Source organism: Pseudomonas ekonensis (assembly GCF_019145435.1).
Classification (GTDB): Bacteria; Pseudomonadota; Gammaproteobacteria; order Pseudomonadales; family Pseudomonadaceae; genus Aquipseudomonas; species Aquipseudomonas ekonensis.
This window is the reverse complement of sequence record NZ_JAHSTS010000001.1, coordinates 1,943,299-1,966,755: the sequence shown is the minus strand read 5'-3', so window position 1 is coordinate 1,966,755 and position 23,457 is coordinate 1,943,299. Positions and strand designations below refer to the sequence as shown.

18 protein-coding genes are annotated in these 23,457 nt (G+C 63.8%); 13 read left to right on the top strand and 5 right to left on the bottom strand.

The window, feature by feature from the left end:
* The first annotated feature begins 127 nt into the window (after positions 1-127).
* The 3 genes from KVG96_RS08835 (at position 128) to KVG96_RS08825 (ending at position 2,772) form a co-directional block, all read left to right on the top strand.
* Complete coding sequence (locus tag KVG96_RS08835; protein WP_217891666.1) at positions 128-643, top strand: hypothetical protein; 516 nt, start codon at positions 128-130, stop codon at positions 641-643.
* Between the two features lie 408 nt (positions 644-1,051).
* Complete coding sequence (locus tag KVG96_RS08830) at positions 1,052-1,411, top strand: DUF6124 family protein (protein ID WP_217891665.1); 360 nt, start codon at positions 1,052-1,054, stop codon at positions 1,409-1,411.
* 329 nt (positions 1,412-1,740) lie between these two features.
* Entirely contained in the window at positions 1,741-2,772 is a 1,032-nt protein-coding gene (locus tag KVG96_RS08825; RefSeq protein WP_217891664.1) for a S1 family peptidase, read from the top strand.
* Between the two features lie 148 nt (positions 2,773-2,920).
* Here the strand turns inward: KVG96_RS08825 and KVG96_RS08820 are convergent, their stop codons facing one another.
* Positions 2,921-5,518 (bottom strand): AAA family ATPase, encoded by a 2,598-nt coding sequence (locus tag KVG96_RS08820; RefSeq protein ID WP_217891663.1) that lies wholly within the window; start codon positions 5,516-5,518, stop codon positions 2,921-2,923.
* A 279-nt stretch (positions 5,519-5,797) separates the two neighbouring features.
* Here KVG96_RS08820 and KVG96_RS08815 point away from each other — a divergent pair, with 279 nt between their 5' ends.
* From KVG96_RS08815 to KVG96_RS08790, 6 genes are all read left to right on the top strand, one after another.
* Entirely contained in the window at positions 5,798-6,265 is a 468-nt protein-coding gene (locus tag KVG96_RS08815; protein WP_217891662.1) for a metallophosphoesterase family protein, read from the top strand.
* 43 nt (positions 6,266-6,308) lie between these two features.
* Entirely contained in the window at positions 6,309-6,929 is a 621-nt protein-coding gene (locus tag KVG96_RS08810; RefSeq protein ID WP_217891661.1) for a LysE family translocator, read from the top strand.
* A 191-nt stretch (positions 6,930-7,120) separates the two neighbouring features.
* Positions 7,121-9,505, top strand: a complete 2,385-nt coding sequence (locus tag KVG96_RS08805) for a DUF3772 domain-containing protein (protein ID WP_217891660.1) — start codon at positions 7,121-7,123, stop codon at positions 9,503-9,505.
* 651 nt (positions 9,506-10,156) lie between these two features.
* Positions 10,157-11,215: an alpha/beta fold hydrolase gene (locus tag KVG96_RS08800; protein WP_217891659.1), complete on the top strand. Its 1,059-nt coding sequence runs from the start codon at positions 10,157-10,159 to the stop codon at positions 11,213-11,215.
* A 115-nt stretch (positions 11,216-11,330) separates the two neighbouring features.
* Positions 11,331-11,924: a paraquat-inducible protein A gene (locus KVG96_RS08795; protein WP_217891658.1), complete on the top strand. Its 594-nt coding sequence runs from the start codon at positions 11,331-11,333 to the stop codon at positions 11,922-11,924.
* A complete protein-coding gene (locus tag KVG96_RS08790; RefSeq protein ID WP_217891657.1) occupies positions 11,921-12,565 on the top strand; it encodes a paraquat-inducible protein A in 645 nt (214 codons plus the stop codon). The genes KVG96_RS08795 and KVG96_RS08790 overlap by 4 nt, the downstream gene beginning before the upstream one ends.
* 45 nt (positions 12,566-12,610) lie before the next feature.
* On the opposite strand, the gene KVG96_RS08785 is transcribed toward KVG96_RS08790, so the two are convergent.
* From KVG96_RS08785 to KVG96_RS08770, 4 genes are all read right to left on the bottom strand, one after another.
* Positions 12,611-14,599 (bottom strand): peptidase U32 family protein, encoded by a 1,989-nt coding sequence (locus tag KVG96_RS08785; protein WP_217891656.1) that lies wholly within the window; start codon positions 14,597-14,599, stop codon positions 12,611-12,613.
* A gap of 366 nt (positions 14,600-14,965) precedes the next feature.
* Positions 14,966-15,346, bottom strand: coding sequence for a RidA family protein (locus KVG96_RS08780; protein WP_217891655.1), 381 nt, complete (start codon positions 15,344-15,346; stop codon positions 14,966-14,968).
* A gap of 115 nt (positions 15,347-15,461) precedes the next feature.
* Complete coding sequence (locus KVG96_RS08775; protein WP_217891654.1) at positions 15,462-17,126, bottom strand: PI-PLC domain-containing protein; 1,665 nt, start codon at positions 17,124-17,126, stop codon at positions 15,462-15,464.
* Between the two features lie 78 nt (positions 17,127-17,204).
* Complete coding sequence (locus tag KVG96_RS08770) at positions 17,205-17,975, bottom strand: AraC family transcriptional regulator (RefSeq protein ID WP_217891653.1); 771 nt, start codon at positions 17,973-17,975, stop codon at positions 17,205-17,207.
* 256 nt (positions 17,976-18,231) lie between these two features.
* Between KVG96_RS08770 and KVG96_RS08765 the strand changes: the two genes are divergently transcribed.
* The 4 genes from KVG96_RS08765 (at position 18,232) to KVG96_RS08750 (ending at position 23,454) form a co-directional block, all read left to right on the top strand.
* Positions 18,232-19,857, top strand: coding sequence for an APC family permease (locus KVG96_RS08765; protein WP_217891652.1), 1,626 nt, complete (start codon positions 18,232-18,234; stop codon positions 19,855-19,857).
* A gap of 22 nt (positions 19,858-19,879) precedes the next feature.
* A complete protein-coding gene (locus KVG96_RS08760) occupies positions 19,880-20,806 on the top strand; it encodes a 4-hydroxyproline epimerase (protein WP_217891651.1) in 927 nt (308 codons plus the stop codon).
* Positions 20,807-20,860: 54 nt separating this feature from the next.
* Positions 20,861-21,808 carry a dihydrodipicolinate synthase family protein gene (locus KVG96_RS08755; protein ID WP_217891650.1) on the top strand — a complete coding sequence of 316 codons (948 nt, stop codon included), beginning with the start codon at positions 20,861-20,863 and terminating at the stop codon, positions 21,806-21,808.
* Positions 21,809-21,876: 68 nt separating this feature from the next.
* Positions 21,877-23,454, top strand: a complete 1,578-nt coding sequence (locus KVG96_RS08750) for an aldehyde dehydrogenase (NADP(+)) (RefSeq protein ID WP_217891649.1) — start codon at positions 21,877-21,879, stop codon at positions 23,452-23,454.
* Positions 23,455-23,457: the final 3 nt, after the last annotated feature.

Sequence of the window (23,457 nt, the reverse complement as noted above, 5' to 3'; positions counted from 1 at the left end):
AAATGTTTGATCCGAAGGCAAATGAGTAGGCTCTGTCCGATGGCCGCACCACCGATTCTGAACCGGTTGAAGGCGACCGCGACTTGCGGCACCCTTCGCGACGAAATTCCAAGGACGGTAAAACTCAGTGAGTCAGCTCCGCAGCGTCATAGGCTTCACGATACTTCTCTGCGCCGGGTGCACGAAAACGGCGAACATCCCACCGGCCGACCTCACGTTAACGTCTTTTGAACGTGGTGCCAGCCATCTGCTCACGGCGCGCTTTTCCTCCACGGTGGATCTGCAAAACGCTTTCAATGACTACGAAAAGTCCAACCAACTCTCCCCTACCCTGATTTGCTCCCTCAATCGGGACTTGGACTTCTCATCGGAACACACCATCGACATCCGAGCCGAAGGACGGGTGACCGCGGTCAGCGAGCCCCAACCCCATCACATGTTTTCTTCCGAGCTCGTCTTCTACTACACCCAGCCGAACGGAACCCAACGCGACCTGAATGACTATGACGCCATCAGGCCCCTGCTGGCGTCGCAAGCTGCAATCCCCTGCAAAGTGCGTATCACCGCCTATGGGTACGAAGCGTATTACACCAATACGTTGCTCATTCCTTCCAGGTTGCTGACCGAGCAAATGCCTAGATAGACATCGCCCGCTCAACTCCAGGTGCTCGCACGGAAAAACAGGCCGTTGTTTAAGCTTTTGGGGTGGCGTTTAAAGACACCCGCCGTTACTTCCCCAAGGCTACAACGCCTTGCGCCGTTACCTACGCCTGCGCCAGAATCCGCCGGCTTGTGCGTCTAGGGTGCGGGTTTTACTGTTTCCGGGTCATCGAAAAACGGTGATCGGGTTTGGTAGCCCGAGATCAACACAAGGTGCACAGCTCACTAGCGCGGCGTTCTATCGTCTCGGTTTTATGGTGGTCATGCACAGGGCGTCTTCGGGCGCGCCGGTCTCCTTGTGTCCCGGTCTACCAACCTGTGCATGGCCGCCACCCATCGTTTGGTAGCGAGGGGGTGATGGCTCCTTATGACGACACAAGGGAGTTTCACCATGATCAAACCAACACCAAACCCGCCAGTCACCGACCCGGCATCCCCTTACGAATCCCCCGAGTCCCGAAAACTCAACGAAGCCGCCGAACGCGCCCTCGACCACTACCTCAATCCCCCACCCAACATCATGGGCACCCGCCAGGAACCCGAACCCATGTACCTGGCCAACCCGGTCTACGACACCGAATCCCTGCTGGCCAACGCCAGCGAATCCCTCGGTTCGGCGAGCGCGATGCTCAACAACTTTGCGGCGGTGCTGGAGCCGATGCATCGCAAGACGGCCATTGGCATTGCGCAGTTGGTGATGTTGGGGGAAGTGGCGGTGAATCAGGCGTTGGATAACGTTGAGCCGAAGTAGGTGTGTGGCTCTGCGGCTGATGTGTGAATGTTAGTCGTAGCGGAATTTGGTCGAGAGCCGTCATGATTGGCTGCTTTCGGCCAGTATCTGCCTTTCGTGCTAGGTGTATGGTGGATGAGGGTATTTATCCCGGTATGCCTAGGGCAAGAATTTAGGAAGTGCTAAACGGATGTGCTCGTCCCAGTGTATTTCAGGAATAAGTAAGGTTACCGAAGTCAAAACTAGCCACTTGCTTCACATCTACGCCGCCGCTTACTCTTGATTCAAGCTGACCGCGAACCATGCTTAGAAGAGCAGAGGTAAGGGCAGGATCGTGTTTAGGAGCGGCCATGGAAGAACTCGTACCGTTTGAGATTGCCACCTGTGAAATGACTGAGTCGTCACAATGGGGCTCCCCCCTTGCCCCCGACCCAGAACGACCTTTTCATCCGTTCAGAATCCAAGATCCCTTCGGGTTGAGAAATGCCGTAGTACCCGTATTCCGGCAAGACACAAATGGACAGCTCTTTGGGTTTGGCACTGCATTCAACATTGATCAGTTTGGCACATTCCTTACAGCCCATCACGTCATCGATTTCTCTGGAGAAAACGGAACGAGCCGACCGGTTTTGCTTCTGAGCATGCATGCAATCGTGATTGGCTCAGTCGCCATTCCCAACGACTGTTTCGTACCTGTAACCGGGTATCAAAAAGTCATGATGGATTCTGATGACCCCATAGGTGCTTTAAGAGGGAGCCAGGAGCGTAAAGTTGCCGTGGACCTAGCAGTCATGCAGACCTCTCCACTTGGTTCGCAAGTACGCCCTCCCCAGACAGTCAGCGTGTGTATCAACGGATGGCGACCGCGAGTCGGGGATATATTGCTTGCTGTCGGGTACCCAGAGTTAGACTTTTCTGAGCTCTCGGCTGACTCTCAAAAAATGCTTTTGTCGGAAGGGATGTACGGCGCATATGGACGTATTGTCGATGTGCATCTGAATGGGGTTGGGACAGCCAACCCTAGTCCGGTTATTGAGGTGGAGACTGACTGGCCGCCGGGCATGAGCGGAGGCCCGGTGTTCAATCGGGCAGGAGACGTTGTTGGTATCGTTAGCCGTTCGATTCGAGCCGAGGGGGATCTTCCCGGCAGGGGGTATGCGGTTGACCTTGGTAGGGCATACGAGGTCCAACCATTTGCACCGAGTTTGGATGCGCCGGGATGGCAGGTGTGCTGGGGGCTCTTCCTAGAAGATGAGTTCGAGCCTTTTAGCGTTCATGTTTCGGAGGAAGCCGCAGTTTCAGCGGGAAATTTGCTCAGGCAACCTCACCGCATCGTGAAAATCGCAAATAAAATCGGCACCAAAGATTATATGTTGATCTAGAGAATCTGTGAGTTTGACCTCTGAGGTGCGAGACGAACCGAAAAGGGGACGGATCTATTTTTTGATAATAGATCCGTCCCCTTTTTTACGCTAACCGCACGAGCCCTCGCAAGCGACCCATTCACTGAAGGCTGCTCGTCATTTGACATCAATTGGCTCGAGCTTTGAATTCGTCCATCCATGCAATGAGTTCCAAGACATCTCGCTCGAACTCATCGAGTTCGACCGGAACCTGAGGCAGCTCATCTGACTGCGAGTGTTCGTACACTGAATACCTGGTCATTAACCGGTCGATAAAATCGCAGTCCTCTGCCATTACCTTAGCAACGCCTCTTAGCTTTCCTTTAGTCATTACGTCCCGTCTGAAACGAATAACTACGTCATTCAAGAGGATGAGTTCCACTGTTCGTTCTAAGATGATCCGAAAATCACTGCAGGCGCTCTTCACGGTGAGGTCATAACCGTCTGCGTCGGCATCGGCCTGATGATTTTTGAGCCTGGGGATGACGTGATCTCTAATCGCATTAAGCGCCTTGTCGGGCTTGGCATCCCGCAGATTGTGTTGCGCCAGAATTCCCGAAACCTTATCCAGACGTCGAAGCGACTGCACGGTGTGGGTAATTTTCTCGTTAGCCGGATTCTCACCGTGTTTTTTTATTACAGCCTCGACAAGTGCAATCAAGGAGAGGCGGTGAGTGAAGATGATGACCTGTCGAGTCTTCGCCAACTCGACAAGCCGGGTAACAACCCTTTCCTCGAAATCCTGATCTAAAGACGAAATCGGGTCATCAAAAATGAAGGGGGCAAGCTGGTTTGAACCGGTTGTGTCGGCCAGGAATGCTGCCAGTGCAACAATACGGGTTTCGCCTTCACTGAGTACGACATCAGGAGTGAAGCCAGCCCGAGCACCAACAAGGGCGAGCCCAAATGTGATAACTCCTTTTCCTTGAGCCCTGCTCTGCGGCACAACTGGCAACCGTCGTCCACCAAGGGATTTCAACTCCTCATCAAAGCGGGCCTGATATCCAGCATCAAGCTCCGTACGTCCAAGCTCGGTACGCTTGGTTGTCAACGAATTGGTGGCCGTTAACTTAGTTGCTCTATCTAGCAGATCTACAGCTACTAGCCGCTCACGCTCCGCGAGAATCGCCGGCTTGTTCTGTGACAGCCACTGAAGCGCCTTGAGTTGTTTCACTCGTTTCTCGACCTGCTGCCGCTGCCCATCCTGCTGCAGCTGGGTGAGGTTGGTCTTTTCAGCAAGTAAATCGGCAGCTCGTTTTTCCAGTGCCTGATCGATAGGAGCCCAATCGAACGCAGAAATATCTCCAACGGCAGCACACTCCACAAACAGTGCCCGCCTAGACTTTAACGACTCATACCAAGCACGGGCCGTGGCCTCGTCGAATTGCAATTGAGCCAGGCGCGCAATCCAGTCTTCAATCGAAGGCACCTGAATTACCTTCGCGATCAATGCCGTACTGGTGGCCTCCGCAGTTTTCGCCGCAGTCTCGAGACCAGCGGTGACGAAAGCCTCGAAGCTTTTGAGCCGAGTGGCGCCGTCAGCCGTAAGCTCTTGCTGACAGAGCACGCAGTGCGCACCGTCTGAAGTAACGGGAAATTCGTGACCATGATATGCATGAGCAATGGAATAGGCGCGCGCCTGCTCCCACATGAGCTTCCAGGCCGCTTCACCCACACCTTGAAGGGGAGCATTCGCGAATGCCTGCTGCGCAACTTCGTTGGCCGCCTTTCGCGCTGCAACCGCCGATACTTTCGCCTTCGACAGCTCATCAGCCTTATCGTCCGCGAGGCCTTCTTTCAAAAGTTTCATCGCCTGCTTGATGCTTTCGATGGCAACACTTTCCTTGCCAATTGCAACCAAGCGACCCGCGATATCTTTTTCTGCGAGTAGAGCCTCAGCCTTGACCCGCTCGTCATCCAAATCTTTTCCATACCGGCAATACGCCTCCACCTTCTCAGCAGAAACGGAAGCTTTGAGAGAGGAGAACCAAGTCTTCTCGGCAGTATCTGAGAGATCACCTGGGAACTGTGGCAGGGCACTAACGAGCCTTCCCTTCTCCCGCCCCAGCTCATCAGAAACCATGCCCGATATCTGAATGAGCATGGAGATGAACCGCATGCTGCTCGGTTCATAGCTCGACTCAGTGCGCCCCATGTATTGACTTGCGGCCTTCGAATCAAATACTTGGGCGTACTTGAGCATTGCATGGGGCTCGGCACCAGCATGCCAATTAATATCTCGGGAAATGCCATCAATCGTGATTCGGCATTGAGCACTACAAGCGTGCTCTTCATCGCTAAATACGTTCGGGCGGATTTCGTCCCGTGAACGAGATCCACAAAGCTGTTTGAGCAGACGAGCAAAACCACTTTTCCCCGAACCATTTTGCCCGTAGATGACAGTCAAACTGCCCGTTCCAAATGGTAAAGATGCACCAGGCTTAATCGCATTAACCCCGAAAACTTGGGTTAACTCTTCGACCCGCACCACCCGTTGAACCGCCCCAGCCGAAAATGCACCAGGAGCTACCTTCAGGAACCCAGGGTCACCCTGCTTCGCAGCCTCCACTTTGGTGAGCCGAACCAGCTCTGCAATTTCGACCTCATTTGGCAAACGTTTGTTGTCGATAAGCCGCTTGGCGGCTGCCTGAAGCCAACCACTCCGTTCATTCAACCACTTTTCAAAGTCGTTGATCCCGATTGCTTCATTCGCTACATCAGCCATCCCTGCTCTCCGTAACGGTCGAGGTGCCGTTCGAGAAGATAGTTGACGTGTAGCTTTTCGCCACTACCGATAAGCTAGCTCCTTTGATGGAGCAGCCGATCGGACTCACTGATCGCCAGCAATACACGGGTTCGCAAAAACGGTTGGCTATTTGTTTGGATATAGCTGTCTCAGTGGGCGCAATCAGCCACTTCCTGCCAATCCAGAACGACCGCTTTTGGCCGATAGCTGCCATTCTGAGTGATTACCTCTGGCCGAAACCATCCCCCGGATCCCCCCATGCCCACCGCCATCCTCTCCGACACCCACAACCTCCTCCGCCCCGAAGCCCTGGCCGCGATCCAAGGCTGTTCCCTCATCATCCACGCCGGCGACATCGGCAACCCGGACATCCTCACCCAACTCGCCGCCATCGCCCCCGTCCACGCCGTGCGCGGCAACAACGACGTGAACAGCCCCTGGGCGCAGGATCTGCCCGACCTGCTCACCTTCGACTTGCACGGCCACCCCACCCTTTTGGTTCACAACATCGCCGACGTCCCCGCCGATCTAGACCCGGCCATTTCACTTGTCATCACCGGCCATTCCCACAAACCCTTGATCGAGCGGCGCGACGGGCGCTTGTACATCAACCCCGGCAGTGCCGGGCCGCGGCGGTTCAGGTTGCCGGTGACGTTGGTGTTGCTGGAGATGGACGGCGCTTCGCTGGAGGCGCGGTTGGTGTCGTTGCTGGATCCGCCGGCGTGAACAGGCTAACGTGCCCGCACCTTCCCCCGGAGCCTGTGCCGTCATGTCCATCGCCGACAATCTTCTCGCCTTCACGTTTGCCGCCACGCTGTTGACCCTCACTCCCGGGCTCGACACGGCGTTGGTGTTGCGCACCGCTACGGTGGAGGGCAAGCGGCAGGCGTTTCGGGCGGCGTTGGGGGTCAATGCCGGGTGCCTGGTGTGGGGCGCGGCGGTGGCGTTCGGGTTGGGGGCGCTGATTGCGGTGTCGGAGCTGGGCTACAACCTGCTGAAGTATTGCGGCGCGGCGTACCTGGCGTGGCTCGGGGTGAACATGCTGCTGCGCCCTCGCCGTTCGCTGGCGCCCGCCGAGGCCAACGGCAAGGCCGGGGGCAACTGGTTCCTCAAGGGCATGCTGGGCAATGTGCTCAACCCCAAGGTCGGGATTTTCTATGTGTCGTTTCTGCCGCAGTTCATTCCCCAGGGGCAGCCGCTGGTGGCGTGGACGTTCGGGCTGGTGAGCATCCATGTGGTGCTGGGGCTGGTGTGGTCGATGGTGCTGATCGGCGCGACGCAGCCGTTGTCGGGGTTTCTGCGCCGGGAAAGCGTGATCCGCTGGATGGACCGCACCACCGGGATGATCTTTGTGCTGTTTGCGGCACGGTTGGCGTTCAGCAAGCGTTGAGGTCGGTGCAGCCTCGCCGGATCGAACAATCGCGCCCACGGCCCCGACGCGATGTTCAGGCGTCACAGTGTGTCCGGGTGAGCCGGGTGCCCATCACGGACAGGCCCCGGGCACCGTGAAACTTTTCATCGGCGCCGGGCTCGATCACCTAACCTCATAGACTGTGTGATCAACCGGAATCGGGCCTTCTCATGCGCAACGCCTTGAAGTCATTGCTGTTCGTCGCCCTGGTGCTGTTCGGCCCGATGGCCGTCGGCGTGTCGGCCGAGGACGTGGCGCAGGCCGCCGATGCCGGCGCCGCGCCGCTGCCGGGGGTGACGGCGGAGGATTTGCAGGCGTTGCAGCAACGGCTCGACGGCCTCAAGCAAGAGATTTCCTCGGCCAGCAACTACAACCAGCTCGAAGCGCCCCAGGACCGGGTGCAGGATTACATCCTGGACATCGACCGGCTGTCCGCCGCGCTGCTGCCGCAACAGGCGCAACTGACGGTGCAATTGGGCGTGCTCGGCGCCACGCCGGCCGAAGGCGTGGCGCCGGAGCAGGCCGACATCGCGGCGCAGCGGGCCACGCTCACGGCGCAGAAAGCCAAAGTGGACACGGCCCTGAAGAACCTGGCCACCCTCAAGCAAAGCGCCACCGACCTGATCAACCAGATCGCCGGCATCCGCCGCAACCTGTTGGAAAGCGAACTGACCCTGGGCACGCTGAGCATCCTCAACCCGGACTTCTGGGCGCCGATGCTCGAACCGTCGGCGGACGACCGCCAGCGCCTGGGCGAATTCATCGCTCAGGTGAAGGAGACCGGCGCCGAGGTGTGGAAGCCCGGCCAGCGTTTCTACACCTGCGTGCTGGTGCTGCTGGCCCTGCTGTTCTGGACGCTGGGGCGGCGGCTCGCCGAGCGGCAGATGACGCAGTTCTGCATCCACCGCATGCCCGAGGGCCGCCTGCGCCGCAGCTCGCTGGCCTGCGCGTCGGCCATCGCCACCCTGTTCACCACCGGCGTGGCCCTGCAATTGCTGTACTACGCCTGCACCCGCAACGAGCCGCTGACGCCGATGCTGGCAAGCTTTTCCACCGAGTTCGAGAAGACCGTGTACGCCTGCGTGATGATCACGGGCCTGAGCCGGGCGCTGCTGTCCACCGAGCACCCGTCGTGGCGCCTGCCGGACATCGCCGACCCGGTGGCGAGCGCGCTCAAGCCGTTTGCGCGGCTGCTGGCCGGGACGCTGCTGGCGCTGGTGACGCTGTCGCAGCTGTGTACCGCTGCGGGCATGAGCAGCCAACTGGTGATGGGCATCCGCGGGGTGGTCGCCCTGTTGGTGATGGCGATCATCGTGACGATGCTGGTGCGCACCGGCCAGGTGCGCAACGCGCTGATGGCGGCCAACGGCCCCTCGGCGGAGATCAGCACGTTGGCGGGGGTGGTTTACGCGGTCGCCTGCCTGTCGATGGTGGTGTCGCTGATCGCCCTGCTCACCGGTTATGTGTCGCTGGCCCGCTTCGTGATCTACGAGTTGCTCTGGAGCTACATCGTCCTGACCGGTTTCTACCTGCTGATGCAGCTGTTCAAGGACGGCTGCGAGTTCCTGTTCTCGCCCCGCCACGCCAGCGGCAAGGCGCTCAAGCACTTGCTGGGCATGAGCGACCGGCGCCTGGACCAGTTGTCGATTTTGCTGGCCGGCTTCGGCCGCGCCGCGCTGTTGCTGCTGACGGTGATCACCCTGTTCGTCGGCGGCATCGGCACCACGCTGGGGCAGCTGATCAGCAACGTGGTGGCGATCCTCGGCGGCGCCGGCCTGCGCAAGCTCAACATCGTGCCGGGGCATCTGCTCAATGCGGTGCTGGCGCTGATGATCGGCATCTACCTGATCCGCGCCCTGCGCCGCTGGCTCGACAATGAGTTCCTGCCCAAGACCGACATGGATCCGGGCATGTGCGCGTCGCTCAGCACGCTGTTCTCCAACATCGGCTATGCGTTCGTGATCCTGCTGACGCTGTCGTCGTTGGGGGTGCAATGGACGAACCTGGCGTGGATCGTCAGCGCCCTGTCGGTGGGCATCGGCTTCGGCCTGCAGGAGATCGTCAAGAATTTCGTGTCGGGGCTGATCCTGCTGACGGAGCGGCCGGTGAAGGTCGGCGACCTGATCAGCATCAGCGGGGTGGAGGGCGATATCCGCCGCATCAATGTGCGCGCCACGGAGATCCAGTTGAGCGACCGTTCGATCGTGATCGTGCCCAACTCGCAACTGATCTCGCAGAACCTGCGCAACGTCACCCTCGGCGGCAGCGCCCAGGGCGTGGCGACCCTGGAGCTGATGTTCCCGCTGGACATCGACCCGGAGCAGGTGAAGAACCTGCTGCTCGACACCTACCGCGAACACGAGACCCTCCTGGAAAAACCGGCGCCGTTCGTGCGCTTCAGCAAACTCTCGCCCGACGGCATCACCTTGACCGTGACCGGCTACGTCGCCAGCCCCCGAATCGTCGGCACCACCAAGAGCGACCTGCTGTTCGAGATCCTCAAGCGCCTGGGGGCCGAGGGGATCGAGTTGGCGAAACCCCCGCCTTCCGCCTGAGACACCGCCATCGCCAGCAGGCTGGCTCCTACAAGGGATCCCGGCTGCCCGCAGCATCCCTGCACACCACAAAACCTGTAGGAGCTTGCCTGCAAGCGATGAGGCCGGTTCAGCCGACATCTCTGTTGCCTGACCCACACCCATCGCTGGCAAGCCAGCTCCCACAGGGTTTTGTGGTGCACATAGATTCTGCGGGCACCAGAGATACCTGTGGGAGCTGGCTTGCCAGCGATGAGGCCGGCATTGCCGACATCGTTGTTGCCTGACCCACCGCCATCGCCAGCAGGCTGGCTCCTACAACGGATCCCGGCGGCCCGCAGCATCCCTGCACACCACAAAATCTGTGGGAGCTGGCTTGCCAGCGATGAGGCCAGCACAGCCAACATCTCTGTTGCCTGACCCGCCGCCATCGCCAGCAGGCTGGCTCCTACAACGGATCCCGGCTGTCCGCAGCATCCCTGCACACCACAGGTCTGGTTCCCACTGCAGCGGGTTTGTATCTCAGTGTGTACGAAGGCCTTCGGGATACATCCCCCGGCATCTGGCAACGCAACCGGAAACAGCCCGGATACGTCCCTGCGCTTTACTGGATCCCAAGCTTGAAGGGTTCAGCCGGAACCCCTCGCCCATCCCATGCCAAGGAGAGTTCCCATGAAGCCAGCCCTGCACGCCACCTCTTCCGCCACCAGCCGCCGTCTGCTGGGACTGTCGGTGCTTGCCGCCGCGCTGATGCAGTTCGGCGCGTTCGGCGTGGCCCAGGCCGCCACGCCTGACGCAGCCCAGCCTGCCGCCGCCAGCGTGAAGGCCGACCTGCCGTTCGGCCCGCTCAAGCACGTCAAGGCCGGCCTGCTGGACGTGGCCTACGCCGAAACCGGCCCGGCCGACGGCCCGGTGGTGATCCTGCTGCACGGCTGGCCCTACGACATCCACAGCTACGACGACGTCGCACCGCTGCTGGCGGCCAAGGGCTACCGCGTGCTGATGCCCTACGCCCGCGGCTACGGCGACACCCGCTTCCTGTCCCGACAGACCCCGCGCAACGGCCAGCCCGCCGCCCTGGCCAGCGACGTCATCGACTTCATGGACGCCCTGAAGATCAAGCAAGCCGTGCTCGGCGGCTACGACTGGGGCGCGCGTTCGGCGGACATCGTCTCGGCGCTGTGGCCGGAGCGTGTGAAGGCGCTGGTGTCGGTCAGCGGCTACCTGATCGGCAACCAGGCCGCCGGCAAGAACCCGCTGCCGCCCAAGGCCGAGCTGCAATGGTGGTATCAGTTCTACTTCGCCACCGACCGCGGCGCCGCCGGCTACGCGAAGAACACCCACGACTTCGCCAAGCTGATCTGGCAGACCGCCTCGCCGAAATGGGCCTTCGACGATGCCACCTTCGACCGCAGCGCCAAGGCGCTGGAGAACCCCGACCACGTCGCCATCACCGTGTTCAACTACCGCTGGCGCCTGGGCCTGGTGCAGGGCGAGCGCCGCTACGAGGCGCTGGAGCAGAAACTCGCCACCGCACCGTCCATCGGCGTGCCGACCATCACCCTGGAAGGCGACGCCAACGGCGCGCCGCACCCGGCCCCGGAGGACTACGCCAAGCGCTTCACCGGCAAGTACCAGTTCCGCCTGATCGACGGCGGCATCGGCCACAACCTGCCCCAGGAAAACCCGCAGGCGTTCGCCAAAGCAATCGTCGACGCCGACCGCCTTTGACCGCTCGCCAACCAGCGGCCCGGAATGTCCGGGCCGCTTTTTTGCGCTTGCCGATTGCCCCCGCCCTTCTATATTCAATGAGTCTCCCCTTCCCCGTTTTCCGTCGAGCGCGCCCATGGCCAGCACCGACCTGATCATCTGCGAGCACTGCGATGGCGTGTACCGCAAGGCCACGCTCGCCAAGCACCAGAAGACCCTCTGCGTGCGCTGCGGCGGCGTGCTCCAGCGCTACAGCGGGATGAACGTGCAGCAGCGCCTGGCCCTGAGCTTCACCGCCGCCATGCTGTGGCTGTTCGCCAATTTCTACCCGGTGATGAGCATCAGCATGAAGGGCCTGAAGAACAGCGCGACGCTGTGGGACTCGGTGCTCGCCCTGAGCCAGGGGCCGATCACCTTCATGGCCATGGTCGCGGCGATCGCGATCATCATCGCCCCGGCGTTCCAGTTGGTGCTGCTGGTCTGGGTGCTGAGCTTCGCCCTCGGCGCGCACCGGGCGCCGGGCTTCAAGCTGTGCATGCGCTGGCTGGAGACCCTGCGCCCCTGGAGCATGCTGGAGGTGTGCCTGCTCGGCGCGATGGTGGCGGTGTTCAAGCTGGCGGGCATGCTGGACGTGCTGCCGGGCATCGGCCTGTTCGCCCTCGCCGTGCTGAGCCTGTTGCTGATCCGCATCGCCGGGCGCGACGTGCGCGACCTGTGGGAGCTGCCATGAACCGACCGCCGACCGCCGCCGAACTCAACCTGTGCCTGTGCCACAGCTGCGGCCTGGCCTGCGACATGACCGGCGAACCGCACACCTGCCCGCGCTGCGACGCCCCGCTGCACCGGCGCAAGACCAACTCGCTGGCGCGCACCTGGGCGTACCTGTTCGCGGCCCTGGCCTTCTACGTGCCGGCCAACCTGCTGCCGGTGATGAACACCACCCTGCTGGGCAACGGCGCCGACAGCACGATCATGAGCGGGGTCATCGAGTTCTGGGAGCACGGCGCCTGGGACATCGCCCTGATCATCTTCATCGCCAGCATCGCGGTGCCGGGGATCAAGTTCGTCGCCCTGTCGCTGCTGCTGGTCAGCGTGCAGCGCAACAGCGCCGGCGCGCGGCGGGAGCGTTCGAAGCTGTACCGCTTCGTCGAACTGATCGGCTATTGGTCGATGCTCGATGTGCTGGTGGTGGCGCTGGTGGCGGCGCTGGTGAAGTTCCAGGCCCTGGGGGACATCGAGCCGCGGCCCGGCATCCTGTTCTTCGGGCTGGTGGTGGTGTTCACCATGCTCTCGGCGATGAGCTTCGACCCGCGATTGATGTGGGACGGCCCGACAACCGACGACGCCGTGGAGGACGTCGCCGGCCATTGAGGCCCTCAGCCGGCCTTGCCCGAAAGCAGCCGGCGCGGCGCCCGGTCAGTGCGGGGCGCGGGGGATGGTCTTGAGCAGGTCTTCGGGGCTGATGTGGCCGACCACGCTGCCCGGCTGCGGCAGGTCGAGGATGTGGCCTTTCATCTTGCCGATCACGTGCATCTCGCACGGCTTGCAGTCGAACTTGAGGGTCAGCACCTCATCGCCGTGGATCAGTTGCATCGGCGCCACCTTGGTGCGCACGCCGGTCACGCCCTTGGCCTGTTTCGGGCACAGGTTGAAGGAGAACCGCAGGCAGTGCTTGGTGATCATCACCGGCACTTCGCCCGGCTCTTCGTGGGCCTCGTAGGCCGCATCGATCAGCTTGACCCCATGGCGGTGGTAGAAGTCGCGGGCCTTCTGGTTGTAGACGTTGGCCAGGAACGACAGGTGCGACTCCGGGTACACCGGCGGCGGCGTGGTTTCGGCCTTGCGCCCGCCACGCGGATGGGCGGCGATCCGCGCCTCGGTCAGCGCGTCGATCACTTCGCGGCGCAGGGCCTTGAGCTGCGAGTTCGGGATGAAGAACGCCTGCGGCGCGTCCAGCTCGACGGCGGTGGCGTGGTACTGGGTGGTGCCCAGTTGGCCGAGCAGGTCGTGCAGTTGCTCCAGCGCCTGCTCCGGCTTGTTGGCCAGGCCGAACGGGCCGTCCAGGGCCACGCTGGCGCTGACGCCCTCCTCGCTGGTGACGGTCAGTTCCAGACGCTCCTCGCGCAGGCGCGCCGCCCACGACACGCCGACCCGGCGCTCGGCGGAGGTCTTGAGCAAGGCCTGCTGCCAGTTGTGGTCGAGGTTGCGGTTGAGCGGATGGTTCGGCCGCAGCTTGTACATGCCTTCGGGCATTTCGTTGGGCTCGACGCGGTAGCGGTAGCGCTTCTCGCCGTCTTCGTCGAACTCGCCTTTTGGCTCGGCGATGTTGGCGCGAAAGCCCACCACTTCGCGCTTGATCAGCACGTTGAGGCCGTCGCCGTTGGACAGCGGCTCGTGGGTGACCACTTGCAGGTCACGCTTGCCGACTTTCTCCACGGTGCCCACCGCCAACCCGGTGAAGGTCGGCGAGTCGAACGCGCCGATGTCGATCTTGCGCTCGCTGACGAAGTAGTCGGTGCTGCCGCGGTGGAAGGTCTTTTCCGGATCCGGCACGAAGAAGTGCGCGGTGCGGCCGCTGGAGGCGCGGGCCAGGTCCGGGCGGTCTTCGAGCACGGCGTCCAGGCGCTGGCGGTAATAGGCGGTGATGTTCTTCACGTAGCCCATGTCCTTGTAGCGCCCTTCGATCTTGAACGAACGCACGCCGGCCTCGACCAGGGCGCGGATGTTGGCGCTCTGGTTGTTGTCCTTCATGGACAGCAGGTGCTTTTCGTAGGCGATCACGCCGCCCTTCTCGTCCTTGAGGGTGTACGGCAGGCGGCAGGCCTGGGAGCAATCGCCGCGGTTGGCGCTGCGGCCGGTCTGCGCGTGGGAGATGTTGCACTGCCCGGAGAACGCCACGCACAGCGCGCCGTGGATGAAGAACTCGATGGCCGCGTCGGTCTCGTCGGCGATGGCGCGGATTTCCTTGAGGTTCAGTTCACGGGCCAGCACCAGTTGGGAGAAGCCGGCCTGATCGAGGAACCTGGCCCGCGCCAGGGTGCGGATGTCGGTCTGGGTGCTGGCGTGCAGCTCGATCGGCGGAATGTCCAGTTCCATCACCCCCAGGTCCTGGACGATCAGCGCATCGACGCCGGCGTCGTACAACTGGTGGATCAGCTTGCGCGCCGGCTCCAGCTCGTTGTCGTGCAGGATGGTGTTGAGGGTGGTGAAGATCCGCGCGTGGTAGCGGCGGGCGAACTTCACCAGCTCAGCGATCTCGCTCACCTCGTTGCAGGCGTTGTGGCGCGCACCGAAGCTCGGGCCGCCGATGTAGACGGCATCGGCGCCGTGCAGGATGGCCTCGCGGGCGATGGCCACATCGCGGGCAGGGCTGAGCAGTTCCAGGTGATGCTTGGGCAAGGACATAGTTTTTTTAATCAGGCTGACACGGTTGAGGCGCGCATTGTAGCTGCGAATCGGCCGGGCGGCACGCGTGCGCTGCCCGATGGCGGTGGGTCAGGCAACAGAGATGCCGGTAGGGATGGCCTCATCGCTGGCAAGTCGAATCGTCGCACCGCAGCTCCCACAGGTTTTGTGCTGGGCTGGAACCTTGTGAGCACCCGGGATCCACTGTGGGAGCCAGCCTGCTGGCGATGGCGGTGGGTCAGGCACCACAGATGCCGGCAGTGCTGGCCTCATCGCTTGCAGGCAAGCTCCTACAGGGTTTTGTGGTGGGCAGGGATCTGGTGGGCACCCGGGATCCACCGTGGGAGCCAGCCTGCTGGCGATGGGTCAGGCCTTCGCGGCCATGGCGGTGACTTCCACGCGCATGCCGTCCACGGCCAGGGAGGCCACGCCGACGGCGGCGCGCACCGGCCACGGTTTGGCGAAGAAGCGTTTGTAGACTTCGTTGAACGCCGCGCGGTCGGCCATGTCGGTGAGGTAGATGGTCAGGTGCAGCACCCGGCCCATCGAGCTGCCGGCCTTTTCCAGCGCCACTTTCAGCGCTTGCAGGGTGCATTCGCTTTGCAGGGTGATGTCGCCCAGTTCCAGGCTGCCGTCGGCGCGGGTCGGGATCTGGGTGGAGACCAGCAGGCCGCCGAAGCCGGCGACGTCGGAGGAAATGGAGTCCGCATCGGGATCGGGGATGAAGGTGATGTCCGCGTTGGCCATGGCTATCTCTTGTCGGTGGAAGGAAAAACGGCGGCCAGTGTAAGCCAGATGCCCGCCGTTGCCGACCCCGCCAACACCCAGCAGGCCACCCGCTCACCGCCCCCGCCGAAGCGCCTCAACGATACGGCAATACGTCGAACGCCACGCCGCTGTTGCTCCAGCCGGCCGGGGGTGTCGTCGTCAGGCCGTAGCCATAGGCGGTCTGCGGCTTGCCGTGCTTGTCGGTGAACGGCTTGATGTACTGGTACAGCGGCGCACTGCCCGGCTGCCCGGCGACGAGCCCGAAGAACGGCGCCTGCTCGCGGGTGCCGAACGGGAAATCGCTGTCCAGGGTGTAGCAGTAACGCTCGGGATCCTGCGCCCGGTACTGGTAGACCGGCACATTGCCGGCAGCGGCCACCGTCGGCGCGTAGAACAGCGGAACGGGAAACTGCCAGCCCCCCGAGGGCGGGCACATCCCCAGGCAATCGCCGATGCCGCCTGCCGACGCATAGTTGTAGCGACGGATCAGCACCTGCTCGTTCAGCCCGATGATCACGCCGCACAGCCAAGGGTCGATGAAGTCGAGGTAAACGATGTTCGGGCGCCGGCCTTGCCTGACGGTCTTGTCGGCCAGCACCTGCGGCAACCACGGGTTGGCCATGCCGGCCAGCACTTCGATGTCGCGCACCTGCGTGCCGCCGGTCAACGTCCACGACAGCAGGAACAGATAGCTGTCGCCCCAGCCGCCGTACTTGCCGAGCTTGGTCGTCTGGTCACCGGCCATGGTCGGGTAATCGGTCTGGTCGGCGTAGTGGTCATAGACCGTCAGATCCCGGCCGATGACCGACGATGGGTTTTCCGCCGTGTCGAAGTACGGCCAGATCCCCTGCGCCTGATCCCACTCCCCCTCGAACTCGCTGCCGAACACCATGACGATCTTGCCTTTCATCATGCTCAACGGCGTCTGCGCGAGATTGGTTCCCGAGCCCTGTTTCGGGAGCATCAGGCGCATCGACTGGGTCTTCACCACGTCGATGATGCTGCCGATCGTATCCGTGTAGGTGTGGGAGAACTTGAGGATGACCACTTCCTCGTTGCCTTTGGGGCCGGCGAGAAAGGTCTGCACATCCGAGAGGATGTCGCTCAGTAGCGCCCCGTAGGCGCCGTAGCCGGTTTCGCCGTGATAGGTCGACAGGTGGCCGTCGCGCCAGCAGATCCGCAGATCGAAATAGCGCGAACCGGCCTGAAGCTGCTGCAGGGTGGTCAGGCTCTGGGTCTTGGCCCAGTCGCCGCCGCCCCCCAACGGATAGTCGTGGGTCACGTACATGCCCGCGTCGTGGCTGCCGGGCATCGTCACGTCGTTGAGCAGGATGCCGGGCTTGCGCGTCTGCAGCGCGCCCATCCAGCCGGAATGGTCGGGCACCGCCACCGTCCGGATATAGAGGCCGTTGGTGCCGTGGGAACTGTTGCCCACATCGCCTCCGGTGCTGCGCCACACCTCCAGCCCCTGCGCCGTGCCGGTATGGGGGATCACGCCGATGTGCCTGGACTTCGCGCTTTGCTGGTCGTCCGTGAAGCTCAGGGTGGTGCCGTCGGCGAAGGTCAGCCCGACGGTGAAGTTCGCCGGGGCGGCAATCAGCTCGACGTAGCCTGTGGCCGAATCCTGGTTGGCCAACGGGCCGTGGATGAACCCCGAGGGATCGTTGCCCTTTTCGAAGCCGCTGGCGCCGCTGACCTGCATGGCCGCGATGTCCTGCCCGCTCACGTTCACAAGACACAAGGTTGTTCGCTGGCTCATGGCATCCGTTCCTGTCGGCTGATTGGCGATGAAGCTTCAACGCTAGCAGGCCTTGGCGAAAACGCACTGTTGCGCCCCTCACGGCGCGGTCGCCTGCCGGTACTGGCGCGGCGTGAACCCGGTCGAGGCCTTGAACTGCCGGGTGAACGCGCTGTGGTCGGTGTAGCCGCATTGCAGCGCGACCTCGGTGATCGGCAGGTCGGTGTGCAGCAGCCGGTTCGCATGCTCAAGCCGCACTTTCTGGATCATCTGCCGGGGCGTCAGGTGGAACACCCGCTTGCAGTAGCGCTCCAGCTGCGCCACTGAAATGCCGGCGATGCGGGTCAGTTCGCCCAGGGTGACCCGCCGGTTGAAATGGGCGCGGATGTGCTCGTCCACCGCCGCCAGCCGCTGGAACGCCGGGTGGGTTTCGCTGGCGGACTGCAGGTCCACGGAAATGCCCGCCAGCCCGATGATTTCGCCGTCGCGGTTGTACAGCGGCCGCTTGTGGGTCAGGCACCAGCCCGGCTCGCGGCTGCCGTACAGGTGCAGCTCAAGCTGATCCTCCAGCACAAAACCTTCCTCCAGCACCCGCCGGTCCTGCTCGGTATAGCCCGGCCCCAGCTGCGCCGGAAACACCTGCGCGCTGGTCTTGCCCAACAGCGGCTTCAGGTCCTTCAACCCGCAACGCTGCACCAGCGTGCGGTTGGCCAGGACGTACCGCGCCTCGACGTCCTTGATGAAGATCGCCGCGTTGGGGATCGCATCCAGCATCGGCAACAGCAGCCCCACCCCCGCCAGCAGCTCCTGGAGCGTGCGGGGCCGGTGCGCGTCTTCGCCCTGGCACAGGATCGCGAATGCGTTGTGCATGGTGAGTCTCTCCCTCCGCCGGATGGCCCGGCCCGATGCGGTCCGGGTGCATGCGGTCCGGGTGCATGCAGTCCGGGTGCAGAGTGCAGCAACGCCGACGGCGTGTCGAGGGCCCGCGCGCCGGATCTCGACTGTGCCGATTTCGTCATCGGCGCCCGCGCAAAACATCAATCGCGCCGCGGCCGATGGGTTCATTGTTTGGCCGTTCCAATGACGTCACGACTGCCTATCCAATAACTCACAAGAAGGCGATGCCATGTCAGGCCAAGGCAAGTTCAAGAAACAACTCTCATTGATCGACCTCACCTTCATCGGGCTCGGCGCGATCTTCGGTTCGGGCTGGCTGTTCGCGGCCAGCCACGTGTCCGCCATCGCCGGGCCGGCGGGGATCTTCTCCTGGCTGCTGGGCGGGTTCGCCGTGTTGCTGCTGGGCATCGTCTACTGCGAACTCGGCGCGGCCCTGCCCCGGGCCGGCGGCGTGGTGCGTTACCCGGTGTATTCCCACGGGCCGCTGCTCGGCTACCTGATGGGCTTCATCACCCTGATCGCCTTCTCCAGCCTGGTGGCGATCGAAGTGGTGGCGTCGCGGCAATACGCGGCGGCCTGGTTCCCCGGCCTGACCAAGACCGGCAGCAGCGACCCGACGCTGCTGGGCTGGCTGGTGCAGTTCGGCCTGCTCTGCGTGTTCTTCCTGCTCAACTACCGCAGCGTGAAGACCTTCGCCAAGGCCAACAACCTGGTGAGCGTGTTCAAGTTCATCGTGCCGCTGCTGGTGATCGGCGTGCTGTTCACCTTCTTCAAGCCAGAGAACTTCCAGGTCCAGGGCTTCGCGCCGTTCGGCCTGTCCGGCGTGGAGATGGCGGTGTCCGCCGGCGGGATCATCTTCGCCTACCTCGGCCTGACGCCGATCATTTCGGTGGCCAGCGAGGTGAAGAATCCGCAGCGCACCATTCCGATCGCGCTGATCCTGTCGGTGCTGCTGTCCACGGCCATCTACGTGCTGCTGCAAGTGGCGTTCCTGGGTGGCGTGCCCACCGAAATGCTCGCCAACGGCTGGGCCGGCGTGACCAAGGCATTCGCCCTGCCCTACCGCGACATCGCCCTGGCGCTGGGCGTGGGCTGGCTGGCCTATCTGGTGGTGGCCGACGCGGTGATTTCTCCCAGCGGCTGCGGCAACATCTACATGAACGCCACCCCTCGGGTGATCTACGGCTGGGCGCAGACCGGCACCTTCTTCAAGGTCTTCACCCGCATCGACGCCCAGTCCGGGATCCCGCGCCCGGCCCTGTGGCTGACCTTCGGCCTGTCGGTGTTCTGGACGTTGCCGTTCCCGTCGTGGGAAGCGCTGATCAACGTGGTGTCCGCCGCCCTGGTGCTCAGCTATGCCGTGGCGCCGGTGTCCGTGGCGGCGCTGCGCCGCAACGCGCCGGACCTGCCGCGCCCGTTCCGGGTCAAGCGCATGGGCGTGCTGGGACCGGTGTCGTTCATCATCGCTGCGCTGATCGTCTACTGGTCGGGCTGGAGCACCGTGTCCTGGCTGCTCGGCCTGCAGATCCTGATGTTCGTCGTGTACCTGCTGTGCGGCCGGTTCGTGCCCACCGCCCACCTGAGCCTGGCGCGGCAAGTGCGCTCCTCGGCGTGGCTGATCGCGTTCTACGCCGTGACCCTGGTGCTGTCGAAACTCGGCACCTTCGGCGGCCTGGGCCTGCTCGCCCACCCGTTCGACACCCTCGTCGTGGCCGCCTGCGCCACCGGCATCTACTACTGGGGCGCGGCGACCGGCGTGCCGGCGCACCTGCTGCAACTGGAGTCCGAGGACGACGAAAGCGAAGCCGCCTGCGACCACGCCACCGCCAAGCCGCGCACTGCCGCCGCCTACTGAAACCACTCAACGGGACACGTCCATGAAACGAGTACACGTCATCGATTCGCACACCGGCGGCGAACCCACGCGCCTGGTGATGAAAGGCTTCCCCGAACTGCCCGGCCGCACCATGGCCGAAAAGCGCGACGCCCTGCGCCAGCATCACGACCAATGGCGCCGCGCCTGCCTGCTGGAGCCCCGCGGCAACGACGTGCTGGTCGGCGCTCTGTACTGCGAACCGGTGTCGCCGGACGCCACCTGCGGCGTGATCTTCTTCAACAACGCCGGTTACCTGGGCATGTGCGGCCACGGCACCATCGGCCTGGTCGCATCGCTTGAGCACCTGGGCCTGATCGCGCCCGGCGTGCACAAGATCGACACGCCGGTGGGCCCGGTCAGCGCGTTCCTGCACGAGGACGGCGCGGTGACCCTGTACAACGTGCCCGCCTACCGCCACCGCCAGCAGGTGCCCGTGGACGTGCCGGGCCACGGCCGTTTCTTCGGCGACATCGCCTGGGGCGGCAACTGGTTCTTCCTCGTCTCCGAGCACGGGCAGACGCTGACCCTGGACAACGCCGAAGCCCTCACCGAGTTCACCTGGGCGATGCTCAAGGCCCTCGAGGCCCAGGGCATCCACGGCGAGGACGGCGCGCTGATCGACCATGTCGAACTGTTCGCCGCCGACGCCCAGGCCGACAGCCGCAACTTCGTCATGTGCCCCGGCAAGGCCTACGACCGCTCGCCCTGCGGCACCGGCACCAGCGCCAAGCTGGCGTGCCTGGCCGCCGACGGCAAGCTCGAGCCCGGCCAGCGCTGGGTGCAGGCGAGCGTCACCGGCAGCCGCTTCGAGGGCCGCTACGAGTGGGAAGGCGAACGCATCCGCCCCGCCATCACCGGCCGCGCCCACATGACCGCCGACAGCACCCTGCTGATCGACGAAAACGATCCGTTCGCGTGGGGCATCTGAGCCGCCGCGCCGCTTTTCAACCCGACCCGAATCACTGAACCCTGGAGAACGACCATGAGCGACAACATTTTCACCGGCTGCATGCCCGCCCTGATGACCCCGTGCACCCCGCAGCGCAAACCGGACTTCGACGCGCTGGTGGCCAAGGGGCGCGAGCTGATCGACATCGGCATGAGCGCGGTCGTGTACTGCGGCTCCATGGGCGACTGGCCGCTGCTGACCGAAGCCGAGCGTCAGGAAGGCGTGGCGCGCCTGGTGGCCGCCGGCATCCCGACCATCGTCGGCACCGGTGCGGTGAACACCCGCGAAGCCGTGTCCCACGCTGCCCACGCCGCCAAAGTCGGCGCCCAGGGCCTGATGGTGATTCCCCGCGTGCTGTCCCGGGGCGCCTCGGCGACCGCGCAGAAGGCCCACTTCGCCGCCATCCTCAACGCCGCGCCGAACCTGCCGGCGGTGATCTACAACAGCCCCTACTACGGCTTCGCCACCCGCGCCGACCTGTTCTTCGAACTGCGCCGCGAGCACCCGAACCTGATCGGCTTCAAGGAGTTCGGCGGTGCCGCCGACCTGCGCTACGCCGCCGAACACATCACCTCGAAGGATGACGACGTGACCCTCATGGTCGGCGTCGACACCCAGGTGGTGCACGGCTTCGTCAACTGCAACGCCACCGGCGCCATCACCGGCATCGGCAACGCCCTGCCCCGCGAAGTGCTGCAACTGGTGGCCCTGAGCAAGCAAGCGGCCAAGGGCGACGCCAAGGCCCGCCGCCAGGCCCGTGAGCTGGAGTCGGCGCTGGCGGTGCTGTCGTCCTTCGACGAGGGCACCGACCTGGTGCTGTATTACAAACACCTGATGGTGCTCAACGGCGACAAGGCATACACCCTGCACTTCAACGAGACCGACGCGCTCACCGACGCCCAGCGCCGCTACGCGGAAAACCAGTACGCGCTGTTCCGCCACTGGTACGAAAACTGGTCGGCGGAGCAGAACCTCGCCTGACCTGCACTGCACGCCCACCCGCCGCAGGCAGCTGCGGCGGGTCTCATTCTCTTGACCAGGAACATGCCATGACCCTGACGGGCAAACTGCTGATCGGCCAACACGCCATCACCGGCCACCGCGAGGCGATCCGAGGGATCGACCCGGCCACCGACGCCGCGCTGGAGCCGGCCTACTTCGGCGGCGACGCCGGGCAGGTCGGACAGACCTGCGCCTTGGCCGAGGCCGCGTTCGATCCGTACCGCGAAACATCCGTTGAACAGCGCGCCGGATTTCTCGACACCATCGCCCAGGAGATCGAAGCGCTCGGCGACGCGCTGATCGACCGCGCCATGGCCGAAACCGGCCTGCCGCGCCCGCGCCTGCTGGGCGAACGCGGCCGCACCTGCCACCAATTGCGCCTGTTCGCCCGCACGGTGCGGGCCGGCGAATGGCTGGACGTGCGCATCGACCCCGCGCAACCGCAACGCCAGCCCCTGCCCCGCGCCGACCTGCGCCAGCGCCAGGTGCCGGTGGGCCCGGTGGCGGTGTTCGGCGCGAGCAATTTCCCGCTGGCGTTCTCCGTGGCCGGCGGGGACACCGCATCGGCGCTGGCGGCGGGCTGCCCGGTGGTCGTCAAGGCCCACGGCGCCCACCCCGGCACCAGCGAACTGGTCGGCCGCGCCGTGGCCCGTGCGGTGAAGGCCTGCGGATTGCCGGAGGGGGTGTTTTCGCTGCTCTACGGCTCAGGCCGTGAGGTCGGCATCGCGCTGGTCAGCGACCCGCGCATCAAGGCCGTCGGCTTCACCGGCTCGCGCAGCGGCGGGCTCGCCCTGTGCCAGGCCGCCCAGGCGCGCCCGGAACCGATCCCGGTGTACGCGGAAATGAGTTCGATCAACCCGGTGCTGCTGTTCCCGGTGGCGCTGCGCAACCGGGGTGAGGCCCTGGCCCGGGGTTTCGTCGCGTCACTGACCTTGGGCGCCGGCCAGTTCTGCACCAACCCCGGCCTGGTGATCGCCTTCAAGGGGCCGGCGCTGGACGCCTTCGTGGCCGACGCCGCCGAGCACCTGCAACACAGCGCAGCCCAGACCATGCTCACGCCGGGCATCTTCAGTGCGTTTGAGTCCAGCGTGAACGCCCTGGCCGAAAACGCCCTGGCCCGCATCGCCGCCGTCGGCCAGCGTGCCACCGGGCCGAACCAGTGTCAGGCGCACCTGTTCGTGACCGACGCCGTCGACTTCCTCGCCGACCGCCGCTTGCAGGCCGAAGCGTTCGGCGCCGCTTCGCTGGTCGTGCAATGCGAGGATTTCGACGAAATCCGCCAGGTCACCGAGCACCTGGAAGGCCAACTCACCGCCACCCTGCACCTGGACGACGGCGATCTGGAACAGGCCCGCGCCCTGCTGCCGACGTTGGAGCGCAAGGCCGGACGCTTGCTGGTCAACGGCTGGCCCACCGGCGTCGAAGTCTGCGACGCGATGGTGCACGGCGGCCCGTTCCCGGCCACCTCCGACCCGCGCAGCACGTCGGTGGGCACGGCGGCGATCCAGCGTTTCCTGCGCCCGGTCTGCTACCAGGACTTCCCGGACGCGCTGTTGCCGCAAGCGCTGCGCCAGGCCAATCCGCTGGGTCTGCGCCGGCTGATCGACGGTCAAAGGGAAGCCTAGGCC